The organism is Arthrobacter sp. NPDC058192, assembly GCF_042883665.1.
Lineage (GTDB): Bacteria > Actinomycetota > Actinomycetes > Actinomycetales > Micrococcaceae > Arthrobacter.
Map to the genome: position 1 here is coordinate 12303 of NZ_JBHVVJ010000002.1, position 12940 is coordinate 25242.

Below are 12940 nucleotides of genomic sequence, written 5' to 3' on the forward strand. Positions count from 1 at the left end.
TTTCCTAACTATTCCCGAAAATATCGTGGTACGCCGTCGCCAGCCGCAACGGATCGTGGACCGGACGGCGACCAGACGCCCCCACTTTACCCAAGACCACCTCGGCACCGAGCATTCCGGCCGCCTGCTCGAAGTCGGCCATGTTCTGGACTGAGGCCGGGTCAGCCAGGACGACGTCGACTGTGAACTCCGGCGCGTACTCGCGCAGCACCCGGAGGTGGTCCGCGGCGCTCATGCCGGCGGTTTCCTTGGTGTCCGTGGCCAGGTTCATCGTCAGGCAGCGGCGGGCCGCCGTGTGGCAGAGCGCGTCGCGCATCTCCGGGAGCAGCAGGTGCGGCAGCACGGAGGTGTACCAGGACCCCGGGCCAAGGATCACCCAGTCCGCCAGCTCGATCGCGGTCAGCGCCTCCGTGCAGGCCGGGGCGTCCTCGGGCAGCAGCCGGACGTGCTCCAGGTTGCCGGCCACGGCGCATTTGGCCTGGCCGGTCACGGCCTGCATTGCTGTGGTGCCGTCCGGGGCGGTGACGCGGACCTGGCCTTCGATGGTGAGTGGCATGCTGGACATCGGCAGGACTTCGCCGCGCGCGCCAAGCAGGGCGCCCGCCCATTTGAGCCCGGCCACCGTGTCCCCCAGGAGTTCCCAAAGTGTCACGATCAGCAGGTTGCCCATGGCGTGCGCGTCGAGGGAACCGCCCGGGCCGTTGCCCGGGGCGAAGCGGTGCTGCATGACGTCGCGCCAGGTGCGGCCCCAGTCGGTGTCGTCGCACAGCGCGGACAGGGCCATGCGGAGGTCGCCCGGCGGGAGCACGCCGTACTCCTCACGGAGCCGGCCGGAGGATCCGCCGTCGTCCGCGACGGTGACGATCGCGGTGAGCTCCGAGGTGAGCAGGCGCAGGGCGGACAGCGAGGCGGAAAGCCCATGGCCGCCGCCAAGCGCCACCACGGAGGGGCCCTTGTCCTGCTGGCTGGCGAAGGCGGCGCTGGCAGGCGGGACCAGGGGCAGCGGGCCGGTCAGCAGCGCCATTATTCGCGGCCCAGGTCCCGGTGCGTCGTGGTCACGGTGACCCGAGGGTACTGGGCGAGCCTCCGTGAGAGTTCGACGGCCACCGCCACTGAGCGGTGCTTGCCCCCGGTGCAGCCCACCGCAATCGTGGCGTAGTGCTTGTTCTCGCGCCGGTAGCCGTCCAGGACCGGTTCGAGGGCCGTGACGTACCGTTCCACGAAGTCGCCGGCGCCCTGGGCCTCCAGCACGTAGTCGCTGACGTCCTTGTCCAGGCCGGTGTGCGGGCGCAGCTGCGGGACCCAGTGCGGATTGGGGATAAAGCGGGCGTCGGCCACGAAGTTGGCGTCGACCGGCAGCCCGTACTTGAAGCCGAAGCTCATGACGTTCAGCCGCAGCGTCACCGGCCCGGTTTCGCTGAAAAGTTCTGTGATGGCGGTCGCGAGGCCGTGGACGTTAAGGGCGGAGGTGTCCAGCACGATGTCGGCGGTGTCCTGCAGCTCGCGGACCAGCTCGCGTTCGGCGGCGATGCCGTCGAGAATCCTGCCGCCGCCCTGGAGCGGATGGGGCCGGCGGCCCTGCTCGAAGCGGCGGACCAGGACGCCGTCGTTGGCGTCGAGGAACAACACGCGGAAAGTCACGCCCGTGGCCTCCAAGGCGCGGAGCGCGGCGCGCATGTCCGCGAACAGCTCCTTGCTCCGGACGTCCATGACGACGGCGAGCTTGGACATCGACTGCGGGCTGCGCGACACGAGATCCGCGAGCGTGCCGAGCATCTGCGGCGGGAGGTTTTCCACGACGTACCAGCCGTGGTCCTCGAGAGCGTCCGAGGCGGTGCTCCGGCCGGCTCCCGACATTCCGGTCACCACCAGCAGTTCCGCCTCGACGGGTTTGACGGGTGTCATGCCGTCCACATCCGCCTCGGATCCTGCCGTCGACTCTGCCATCAATGAAGCCCCATCTCTGCCTGTGCGCTCTGCTTGTTCGGTGTGCCCGTTATTGGTGTGCTCGTTGTGTGGTGTGCTCGGTCAGGTTGCGGCCGGGCCGCGTCGATGCCGCGCTGCGGCTACCCCAAGTCAATACCCTAGCTAAATTTGGCGGAGCTAGCTAAGTTTCGAGGATTTCACCGGTGGTCATGTTGATGGCCGGAACCGTGGCGGCGTCCGAGCCGTCGCCGGCTGTGAAGTGCCGGACGATCGCGGCGGCGAGTGCCGGACCGATGCCTTTGGCCCCGGTGAGTTCTTCGGCCGTGGCGGCCTTGATGCCCTTGACGGAACCAAACTCGGCCAGGAGGGCCTTGCGTTTTGAGTCACCCAGCCCGGGCACACTGTCCAGCGCGGAGACCGTCATGGCCTTGCCGCGCTTTTGCCGGTGGAAAGTGATCGCGAAGCGGTGGGCCTCGTCGCGGATCCGCTGCAGCAGATAGAGACCGGCCGAGGCGCGCGGGAGGATCACCGGGAAGTCGCTGTCCGGCAGCCAGACCTCCTCCAGCCGCTTGGCCAGGCCGACGACGTACACGTCCTCGATGCCCAGGTCCGCCAGGGCACGGGCGGCGGCGTTGACCTGCGGCTTGCCGCCGTCAACGACGACGAGGTTGGGCGGGTAGGCGAACTTGTTCCGCGGCGCCGGCGTGGTGGAGTCCGTGATCGCCGCTGCGGTCGCCGCGTCCAGCACGGCCTGGTGCGCCGGTTTGGCTGCGGCAGCCGCCTGCTCGCTCTTCTCTTCGAGATAGTGCCGGAACCGCCGGGTCAGGACGTCGTGCATCGCCGCCGTGTCGTCCGTCGCGGCGGCGCCGGTCACCGTGAACTTGCGGTAGTCGGACTTCTTCGGCAGGCCGTCCTCCACCACCACCATGGAGCCGACGACGTTGGTTCCCTGGACGTGCGAAATGTCAAAGCACTCGATGCGCATCAGCGCCACGGGCAGCTCAAGGGCTTCCTGGAGCTCCTGCAGGGCCTGGGAGCGCATGGTGAGGTCACCGGCGCGACGGGACTTGTGGAGTTTGAGCGCGTGTTCGGCGTTTTCCCGGACCGTGGACAGGAGGGCGGCCTTGTCGCCGCGCTGGGGAACCCGGACGTCCACGCGGGCACCGCGCAGGCCGCTGAGCCATTGCGCGAGCTCGGGCGCGTTGGTCGGTTCGGTCGGCACGAGGACCTCCCGGGGCAGCCGGCCCTGCAGTCCAGCTTCCTCGCCGTAGACCTGCGTGAGCAGGTGTTCGACGAGTTCCGGGGTGGTGGAGTCCTCGACCTTTTCCACCACCCAGCCGCGCTGGCCGCGGATCCGGCCTCCCCTGACGTGGAAGACCTGGACGGCGGCCTCAAGCTCGTCCTCGTGCAGGGCGAAGACGTCGGCATCGGTGCCTTCCGCGAGGACCACGGCGTTGCGTTCGAAGACCTTCTTCAGGGCCACGATGTCGTCCCGGAGCCGCGCAGCGCGCTCGTAGTCAAGTTCGGCGACCGCCGCGGCCATCTCCTTTTCCAGCCGGTTGACGAACGGTTTGGCTTCGCCGCCCATGAAGGCGCAGAAGTCCTCGGCAAGGGCGCGGTGGTCCTCGGGCGAGATTCGGCCGACGCAGGGCGCGGAGCATTTGTCGATGTAGCCGAGCAGGCAGGGCCGGCCGCTGGCCTGGGCGCGTTTGAGCACGCCGGCGCTGCAGCTGCGCACCGGGAAGACCCGCAGCAGGGTATCCATGGTGTCCCGGATGGCGCCTGCCGTGTAGGGGCCGAAATATCTGGTCCCCTTGCGCCGGTCGCCGCGCAGCACCTGGACACGGGGCAGCTTCTCCCCCATCGTGACCGCCAGGTACGGGTAGCTCTTGTCGTCCCGGAACATGACGTTGAAACGGGGCGTGAATTCCTTGATCCACGTGTATTCAAGCTGCAGCGACTCCAGTTCGCTGCCCACCACCGTCCATTCGACACTGCTGGCGGTGTGCACCATCGCGTACGTCTTCGGGAGAAGCCCGGCGGGGTTGGCGAAGTAGGAATTCAGCCGGGAGCGGAGGTTCTTGGCCTTGCCGACATAGATGACCCTGCCGTGCGGGTCGCGGAAGCGGTACACGCCCGGATTGGTTGGAATTTCACCCGTCTGGGGTCGGTAACTCGCTGGATCTGCCACAGATCAAGTCTACTGAGCCACCGGAGGTGCCGGTGCACGCGCCCGGCAGCCGGGCCTGCCCGTCCCCGCCGGCGGGCCGGCGGCCCGGCGCTATTCTGCCGACTTGCTCTGGTTGTAGCTCGTGGAGCGTTCCTGGCCGCTCAATTCCGCGATCGCGTCCATGATCCGGTCCGTGACCTGGCGGCGCGCCGGAAGCGAGTGGTCCGGGCCCGTCTTGTCGAAGTACAGAGGCTCGCCCACCTTCATGGTGAAGTGCTGCGGCTTGACGGCCTTGCTGTCCGCGGGCATCAGGTGTTCCGTGCCGATCAGGCCCACCGGAATTACCGGCGCGCCCGTCGTGAGGGCCAGCCAGCCGACGCCGGTGCGTCCCCGGTATAGGATGCCGTCGCGGGAGCGCGTGCCCTCGGGGTAGATCCCCACGCCCTTGCCGGCCTCGAGGATGTCCAGCAGCGTCTTCAGTGCCTGCACGCTGGCCGCCTGTTCACCGCGCTCCACGGGGATGGAGCCCACCGCTTCAAAGAAGGACTTCATGGCCTTGCCCTTGATGCCGCCGGTGGTGAAGTATTCGGCCTTCGCGAAGAACGCCACGGGCCGCGGCATGAGTGCCTGCACAATCACGCTGTCCAGGAAGGAGAGATGGTTCGGTGCCACGATAAACGGACCGTTCTTGGGCACGTTTTCCAGGCCAATGACCGTGGGACGGCAGGTGGTGGATATGAGCCCCCGGGTGGTCCAGCGGATTCCCTCAAACATTGCCATCGGCGTGCACCCCGTTCAGCGCTGTGGTCTCCGGGCGTTCGGAGAGTCTGGTGATGGTTGCGTAAAGCGCCGCCGCATCGTGCACGACCTCGACGGCGCCCGCCTCGTGCAGTTCGCCTTCGAGCGCAAAGCCCCAGCCTACGCCGACGCAGTCCAGTCCGTTCGCAGCCGCCCCGGCCACGTCCTGCGCCCGGTCCCCCACCATCATGGCCCGCCCGGCCATCGAAGGGACGGCGGCAGCCAGGTCCGTGAGCGCGGCCGCGACGATGCTGGCCTTGCCTTCGGGGACCGAGCCTTCGGGGACGGGAGCCGTGCCCGGGCCGGTTGCGGACTCGTCGGCGGCGGAGCCGCGGATGCTGTGGAAGAACCCGGCGATGCCGTGGTGCTCCAGCACGGTGCGGGCCAGCCCCTCCGGCTTCTGGGTGGCGACCGCGAGGGGGCGCCCGGCTGCGACAAAGTCCTCGAGGAGCCCCCGGATTCCCGGATATAGCCTGCTCTGTGCGATGCCGGTGGACGCGTAGTGCCCGCGATAGATCCGGATGACGTCACCCAACAGTGCGGCCGGAACGCCGGCAATTTGCGTGAGCGCATGGCCCAGCTTAGGTCCGACCATGGCGTCCATCCGGGAACTGTCCGGAACGGGGAGGCCAAGCTCGGTGAGGGCCGCGGCGATTCCGCCCGTGATGCCCCCGGCCGGATCGACAAGAGTGCCGTCAAGGTCGAAGATCACGGGCACTGTTGTTTGCGTCACCGGCTTAGTTTCTCACGAGTGCGCGGCTGCCAGAAATTCGCATACTCCTTCAGGAATACATCAGGAGAAAACGACGCACGGTGAGGGGGAAGGGATCCCGCCGAAGCGGCGCCCATTCCCTCGCACGGTGCGGCGTCCGCTCCTGGCGCCCGCGCGCGGGCGCCTCAGGCGAGGAGCTCGGCGAGGAACGCGGCCGTGTGGCTTTCGCTCGATGTGGCAACCTGCTCCGGGGTGCCGGTAGCGATCACCCGGCCGCCGCCCGAACCACCGTCGGGGCCGAGGTCCACGATCCAGTCGGCGCTCTTGATCACGTCGAGGTTGTGCTCGATGGTGATCACGGTGTTGCCCTTTTCCACGAGGCCCTGCAGCACCATGAGGAGCTTGCGGATGTCCTCGAAGTGCAGGCCGGTGGTGGGCTCGTCCAGGACGTAGACGCTGCGGCCGTTGGAGCGCTTTTGGAGCTCGGCCGCGAGCTTCACGCGCTGGGCCTCGCCGCCGGAGAGCGTGGTGGCGGGCTGGCCGAGGCGGACGTAGCCGAGGCCGACGTCGACCAGCGTGTTGAGGTGGCGGGCGATCGGCGAGAAGGCGGCGAAGAACTCGGCACCTTCCTCGATGGGCATGTTCAGCACGTCCGCGATCGTCTTGCCTTTGTAGTGGACCTCAAGGGTTTCGCGGTTGTACCGGGCGCCATGGCAGACCTCGCACGGGACGTAGACGTCCGGCAGGAAGTTCATCTCGATCTTCAGCGTACCGTCGCCGGAGCAGGCCTCGCAGCGGCCGCCCTTGACGTTGAAGGAGAACCGGCCCGGCATGTAACCCCGGACCTTGGCCTCGGTGGTTTCGGCGAAGAGCTTCCGGATGTGGTCGAACACGCCGGTGTACGTGGCCGGGTTTGAACGCGGGGTGCGCCCGATCGGGCTCTGGTCGACGTGCACCACCTTGTCAAGGTGTTCCAGGCCCTGGACTGTCTTGTGCCGGCCGGCCACCTGCTTGGCGCCGTTGAGCTTGTTGGCGAGGACCTTGTAGAGGATCTCGTTCACGAGCGTGGACTTGCCGGAACCGCTGACTCCGGTGACGGCGGTGAAGAGCCCCAGCGGGAAGCTGGCGTCGACGTTGAGGAGATTGTTCTCCCTGGCCCCGACCACCTTGAGCTCGCGCTTCTTGTCGTACTTGCGCCGCTTCTTCGGGATCTCGATTTTCTTCCGGCCGGCAAGGTAGTCGCCGGTGAGCGAATCCGTGTTTTCCAGCAGCGCCTGGTAGGACCCGGAGTGGACCACCATGCCGCCATGCTCGCCGGCGCCGGGTCCGATGTCCACGATCCAGTCGGCCTCGTGGATGGTGTCCTCGTCGTGTTCGACGACAATCAGGGTGTTGCCAAGGTCCCGGAGCCTGGTCAGCGTTTCGATCAGGCGCCGGTTGTCCCGCTGGTGCAGGCCGATGGACGGCTCGTCGAGGACGTAGAGCACGCCGACGAGGCCGGACCCGATCTGGGTGGCCAGCCGGATGCGCTGGGCTTCGCCGCCGGACAGGGTTCCGGAGGGCCGTTCCAGGTTGAGGTACTCGAGGCCGACGTCGAGGAGGAAGGTCAGCCGGGCCTGGATTTCCTTCAGGACCTGGTGGGCGATCTGCGCCTCGCGGCCGGTGAGAACAAGGTTCTCGAGGAAGTGCGCGCATTCCCGCATGGGCAGCGCGGCGACCTCGGCGATGGACTTGCCGTTGATCAGCACGGACAGCGAGGCAGGATTCAGCCGCGCACCGTTGCAGGCCGGGCACGGAACCTGGCGCATGTATTCCTCATAGCGGTCGCGCGCGAAGTCCGAGTCGGTCTCGAGGTGCTTGCGGTGGACGTACTGCACCACGCCCTCAAAGCCGGTGCTGTACTTACGTTCCCGGCCGAAGCGGTTGCGGTACTGCACCACCACTTTGTGGTCCTTGCCGTGCAGCACCGTCTGCCGGACATCGGCGCCCAGCTTTTCCCACGCCGTCGTCATCGAGAAGCCGAGCTCCTCGGCGAGGCCGCCCAGCAGGCGGTTCCAGTATTCCGTGGTGGCAGCGCCCAGCGACCACGGCGCAATGGCCCCCTCGGAAAGCGAGAGCTCCGGGTTCGGAATGATGAGTTCTTCATCGACTTCGAGTTTGGTGCCGATGCCGCTGCAGGCGCTGCAGGCACCGAACGGGTTGTTGAAGGAGAAGGAGCGCGGCTCGATCTCGTCGATGGCCAGGGGGTGCTCGTTGGGGCAGGCGAGGTGCTCGGAGAACGCCCTGATCCGTCCGGGGTCAGCTGCCTCGACGTCGACGAATTCGGCCAGGACGCGGCCCTCCGCCAAACCGAGTGCGGTCTCAACGGAGTCCGTCAAGCGCTGGCTGATGCCTTCCTTGACCACGAGGCGGTCCACCACCACTTCGATGGTGTGCTTGAACTGCTTGCCCAGCTTCGGCGGATCGCTGAGCTGGACAAGTTCATTGTCCACGCGCGCCCTCGAGTAGCCCTTGGCGGTCAGTTCCTTGAAGAGATCGACGAATTCGCCCTTGCGGCCGCGGACCACGGGCGCCAGCACCTGGAAGCGCGTGCCGTCCGGCAGCTCGAGCAGCTGATCCACAATCTGCTGAGGGGTCTGCTTGGTGACGGGCTCGCCGCAGACGGGGCAGTGCGGCCGGCCCACGCGGGCCCACAGCAGGCGCATGTAGTCATAAATCTCGGTGATGGTTCCCACGGTGGAACGCGGGTTTTTGCTTGTGGACTTCTGGTCGATGGACACAGCCGGTGACAGGCCCTCGATGAAGTCGACGTCGGGCTTGTCCACCTGCCCGAGGAACTGCCGGGCGTAGGCGGAGAGCGATTCAACGTAGCGGCGCTGGCCCTCGGCGAAGATGGTGTCGAAGGCGAGGGACGACTTGCCGGAGCCGGACAGGCCCGTGAACACGATCATCGCATCGCGCGGGAGGTCCAGGTCCACGTTGCGCAGGTTGTGCTCCCGTGCGCCCTTGACGACGAGGCGCGTCATGTCCGGGCGCTTCAGCACGGCACGGGAAGGCACGGGATCTTGGACTGCCAGCGGTTCGACGGCGGAGTGGACTTCAACGGCTGGATCTTCAGCTACGGCTTTAGGCACGAATCTAATGCTAATCGAAAACTTCTTCGAAAAACTATTTTGCGCGCCCTCGGCACTGCCCGGATGTGCTAGTGGCGGTCGTAGGCGGCGGCCAGCAACTGCACGGCTTCGGCGAAGCTGGCGCCTTGCGCCTTTGCGGCAGCGGCGAACTCCGCGGCGGCGGCCGAAAGCGAACTCCAGGCCTCGTCGCGTGCGCAGACCACGGTGCCGTTGCGGCCGCGAGTCACCACGACCCCGGCGGCCTCCAATTCCTTGTAGGCGCGCGCCACGGTGTGGGGTGCGACGCCCAGTTCGCCCGCCAGGCTCCGCACGGGGGGCAGCCTGGTTCCGGGCGCGAGCGTGCCCTTGTCCGCGCGTTCAATGACGTACAGCCGGAGCTGTTCGAAGAGCGGAACGGAGCTGGCCGGGTTGGTCCGCCAGGCGCCCGGGAACCGCTCCCCCGTGTCCGCGGGGCTCACTGTTCGGGCTCCGGAACGGCCTGTACCTGTTCGCGACCGGCGAACTGCGCCTCGTAGAGATCTTTGTAGAGCCCGTCCCCGCCCATGAGCTGCTGATGCGTGCCGTGTTCAACGATCCGTCCATGGTCCATGACGAGAATTAGATCAGCGTCCCGGACGGTGGACAAACGGTGCGCGATCACGAAGCTCGTATGACCTTCGCGCAGCTGGGTCATCGCGTGGCGGATCTGCACTTCGGTGCGGCTGTCCACGGAGCTCGTCGCCTCGTCCAGGACCAGGATGCTGCGCCCCGCCAGTTGCGCCCGGGCGATCGAGACGAGCTGGCGCTGCCCGCGGCTCAGGGAGTCGCCGTCGTTGCCGACCATCGTGGCGTAACCGGACGGCAGGGACCTGACGAAGTGGTCCACGTGGCTGGCGCGGGCCGCCTGGACGATTTCGGCGTCGGTGGCCCCCGGCCGGCCGTACTCGATGTTCTCCCTGATGCTGCCGGTGAACAGCCAGGCGTCCTGCAGGACGGTGCCGAAAGTGGACCGGAGCTCGTCCCGCGGGATGGTGGAAATGTCGGTTGAATCGACCAGGATCCGCCCGGAGTCGAGTTCGTAGAAGCGCATCAGGAGGCTCACCACCGTCGTCTTGCCGGCCCCGGTATGTCCCACGATCGCCACCGTCTGCCCGGGCTCCACCGTGAAGGAGAGGTCCTTCACCACGGGAGTGCCGGGGCTGTAGCCGAAGCTCACGTGCTCGAACGTGACGCGGCCCGCCACCGCTGCCGGTGCCGGTGCCGGTGCGGCCCCGATCCTGTCCCGGTCGCGGGATGCGTGCCGACCGTGGGATTTTCCGGGTGCATGGATCTTATGCACGCCATGCACGGCATGGAGGGAACCTTTGCCGCGATCCCGGCCGGCGCCGTTGGCCGACGCGGTCGAACGCGCCGGCGCTGCACTGTCCGGCGGAATCTCCGGGGCATCGAGCAGTTCAAAGACCCGCTCGGCGGAGGCCAGGCAGGATTGCAGGAGGGTGAGCATCCCCCCGATCTGCCCCACCGGCTGGCTGAAGAGGCGGGAGAACTGGATGAAGGCCTGGAGGTCGCCGATCGTCATGGCGCCGACAGTCACTTGGAACGCACCCACGACGGCCACGGCAATGTAGTTGAGGTTGGCCACAAACACCAACAGCGGCTGAACGATGCCGGACAGGTACTGCGCGCGGGCGCTGGACCGGGTGAGCTGCCGATTGCAGTCCCGGAAGCTCGCGGCCGATGCCTCCTGCCGGCCGAACGCCTTGACCACTTCGTGCCCGGTGAAGAATTCTTCGAGTTGGGCGTGCATGGCGCCCGTGCTGCTCCACTGCGCCGCGAAGTGCGGATGGGAATGCCGGGCCACCAATACTGTGATGGCTGTGGACACCGGCACCGAGACGACGGCGATCAGCGCCAGCAACGGCGAGAGCCAAAACATCATGGCGAGTGCGGCGGAGAGCATCAGGATGGACAGAATCAGCTGGTTCAGCAGCTGGTTGAGGGCCTGGGAGATGTTGTCGACGTCGTTCGTGGCCCGGCTGAGCACCTCGCCGCGGCGCTGCTCCTCGAAGTAGCTGGACGGCAGCACATGCAGCTTCTGCTCCACGGCCCCGCGGAGCCCGTAGCTGACGCGCTGCACCGCCGTCGCCGTCAAGGCGCCCTGGATCCAGCTGAACAGTGACGCGCCGACGTACAGGGCGGAGACCGTCAACAGCCGGGCTGCCAGTTCACTTTCGTCGAGGGAGCCGCCCACGAAGCCGGCAACCACGACGTCGGTGGCGTCACCCAGGATTTTCGGAGCCGCCACGTTGAGTGTCACGAACGCGCACGTGGCCGCGATGACGCCGGCCATCCGCCACTTCAAGGGCCGCAGCAGCCCAAGCAGCCTGGCGGCGGACCGCCACTTGCTGCCCTCAGCGGCACTGGTATCAGCAGCGGTCCCGGCGCCTGAATTGCGGCCGCGGCTCACGGTGTTTCCTCGAGGACGAGCTGGGACGCGGCAATTTCCTGGTAACTCGGCGAGGTCGCCATGAGCTCGCTGTGCGAGCCCTGGGCGACGAGGCGCCCGTCCTCCAGCACGAGGATCAGTCCGGCATCCGCGACGGTCGCCACCCGTTCGGCCACGATCAGCACGGTGGCCGAACGCAGCAGGGGCTCGATCGCGGCACGGAGCCTGACGTCCGTGCCGAAGTCGAGGGCCGAGAAGCTGTCATCGAACAGGTAGACCGGGGCCTTTTTGAGCAACGCCCGGGCGATGCAAAGGCGCTGCCGTTCGCCGCCGGAAAAGTTCGTCCCGCCCTGGCTCACGTGCGCGTCGAGCCCAAGGGGCAGATCGCGGACAAAGTCGGCGGCCTGGGCGGCCGTCAGCGCCTCCCACAAGTCCTGGTCGCCGGCCGCGGGCGCGCCGACCCGGAGATTCTCCGCGACCGTGCCCGAAAAAAGGTAGGCCTGCTGCGGGACCACGGCGAGAAGGTTCCGCAGCGTGTCCAGGGTCATGGCCCGCACGTTCCGGCCGCCGATGCTGAGCTCACCGGCGGTTGCGTCAAGGAACCGGGGCAGCAGGTTCAGGAGCGTCGTCTTGCCGCTGCCGGTCGCCCCGATGATCGCCGTCGTGGTCCCGGGCGCTGCGGTGAACGTCAGCCCGTCCAGCACAGGCGCTTCTGCGCCGGGATACGCGAAGGACACGTTCCGGAACTCGACAGCGTTTCCCGGCGGGGCGTTTCCCGGCGGGGCGTTTCCCGGCGCAGCGCCACCGGCCGGGTCCGCGATGGCCGGTTGCGTGTCCAGCACCTCGCCGATCCGCTCGGCGCAGGCGGACGCGCGGGGTGCGGTCATGAAGACGTACATGGCCATCATGATGGCGATCAGGATTTGCAGGATGTAGGCGATGAACGCGGTGAGGGCGCCCAGACGCATTTCGCCGGAGTCGATACGGTGGCCGCCAAACCACACCACGCAGACGGAGGACAGGTTGACCACGAGCATGATCATCGGCATCATCCCGGCCACCAGCAAAGCGGATTGGAGGTTGTTCCGGGTGAGGTCCTTGTTGGCCTCGTCGAAGCGGCGGATTTCGTGGTCCTGCCGGACGAAACCGCGGATCACGTTCGCACCGATGATCTGCTCGCGCAGCACCCGGCTGATGCGGTCAAGGAGCGACTGCCCTTCGCGGTAGAGGGGAATCAGGCGGCGCACGATGACGGCCATGATCACCGTCAGAACCGGAATCACCGCGACCACGATCCAGGACAGCGCGGCGTCCTGGTGCACAGCCAGGGCGATGCCGCCGATGAAGATGGCCGGCGCGGCAATCAGCATGGCGAAAACCAGGACCGCGAGGTTCTGGATCTGGACGACGTCGTTGGTGGCCCGGATGACAAGGCTGTGGGCGCCGAACGCGCCGACCTCCTGGGAGGAGAAGGACCGCACCTTCGTGAAGAGTTCCTCGCGCAGCTGCCCGCCAATATCCATGGCGACGATGGCGCCCAGATACCCTGCCGCGATGGCTGTGAGTACCTGCACGGCGGCGATGCTTGCCATCCAGCCGCCGAGGTGCAGGATTTCGCGGGTGTTCCCGGCAATGATGCCGTCGTCAATGATGGCGGCGTTCAGGGTGGGCAGGAGCAAGTTGGCGGTGGTTTGCACGAGCTGCAGCACAACGATGGCCAGCACGCTCCCTTTATGCGCGGACAGCAGCCGCGCCATCAGGCGTATTAGCACCGA

9 protein-coding genes are annotated in these 12940 nt (G+C 67.3%); all 9 read right to left on the reverse strand.

What is annotated here, in order from left to right:
* Positions 1-4: 4 nt before the first annotated feature.
* The 9 genes from yvcK to ACFVVK_RS02265 all read right to left on the reverse strand — a co-directional run bounded on the left by yvcK (position 5) and on the right by ACFVVK_RS02265 (position 12922).
* Positions 5-1024, reverse strand: a complete 1020-nt coding sequence (gene yvcK, locus ACFVVK_RS02225) for a uridine diphosphate-N-acetylglucosamine-binding protein YvcK (RefSeq protein WP_390262827.1) — start codon at positions 1022-1024, stop codon at positions 5-7.
* Positions 1024-1947 (reverse strand): RNase adapter RapZ, encoded by a 924-nt coding sequence (rapZ, locus tag ACFVVK_RS02230; protein WP_390262830.1) that lies wholly within the window; start codon positions 1945-1947, stop codon positions 1024-1026. Before rapZ ends, yvcK begins: the two co-directional genes overlap by 1 nt.
* Before the next feature lie 160 nt (positions 1948-2107).
* Positions 2108-4117, reverse strand: coding sequence for an excinuclease ABC subunit UvrC (gene uvrC, locus ACFVVK_RS02235; protein ID WP_390262833.1), 2010 nt, complete (start codon positions 4115-4117; stop codon positions 2108-2110).
* A gap of 90 nt (positions 4118-4207) precedes the next feature.
* Positions 4208-4876: a lysophospholipid acyltransferase family protein gene (locus ACFVVK_RS02240; protein ID WP_390262836.1), complete on the reverse strand. Its 669-nt coding sequence runs from the start codon at positions 4874-4876 to the stop codon at positions 4208-4210.
* Complete coding sequence (locus ACFVVK_RS02245) at positions 4863-5627, reverse strand: HAD hydrolase-like protein (protein WP_390262838.1); 765 nt, start codon at positions 5625-5627, stop codon at positions 4863-4865. Before ACFVVK_RS02245 ends, ACFVVK_RS02240 begins: the two co-directional genes overlap by 14 nt.
* A 164-nt stretch (positions 5628-5791) precedes the next feature.
* The gene (gene uvrA, locus ACFVVK_RS02250; protein WP_390262841.1) at positions 5792-8740 is read right to left on the reverse strand and encodes an excinuclease ABC subunit UvrA; all 2949 of its coding nucleotides are present in this window, start codon (positions 8738-8740) and stop codon (positions 5792-5794) included.
* 68 nt (positions 8741-8808) lie between these two features.
* The gene (locus tag ACFVVK_RS02255; protein WP_390262844.1) at positions 8809-9198 is read right to left on the reverse strand and encodes a GntR family transcriptional regulator; all 390 of its coding nucleotides are present in this window, start codon (positions 9196-9198) and stop codon (positions 8809-8811) included.
* The gene (locus ACFVVK_RS02260; protein ID WP_390262847.1) at positions 9195-11186 is read right to left on the reverse strand and encodes an ABC transporter ATP-binding protein; all 1992 of its coding nucleotides are present in this window, start codon (positions 11184-11186) and stop codon (positions 9195-9197) included. Before ACFVVK_RS02260 ends, ACFVVK_RS02255 begins: the two co-directional genes overlap by 4 nt.
* Positions 11183-12922, reverse strand: a complete 1740-nt coding sequence (locus ACFVVK_RS02265; protein ID WP_390263584.1) for an ABC transporter ATP-binding protein — start codon at positions 12920-12922, stop codon at positions 11183-11185. Before ACFVVK_RS02265 ends, ACFVVK_RS02260 begins: the two co-directional genes overlap by 4 nt.
* Positions 12923-12940: the final 18 nt, after the last annotated feature.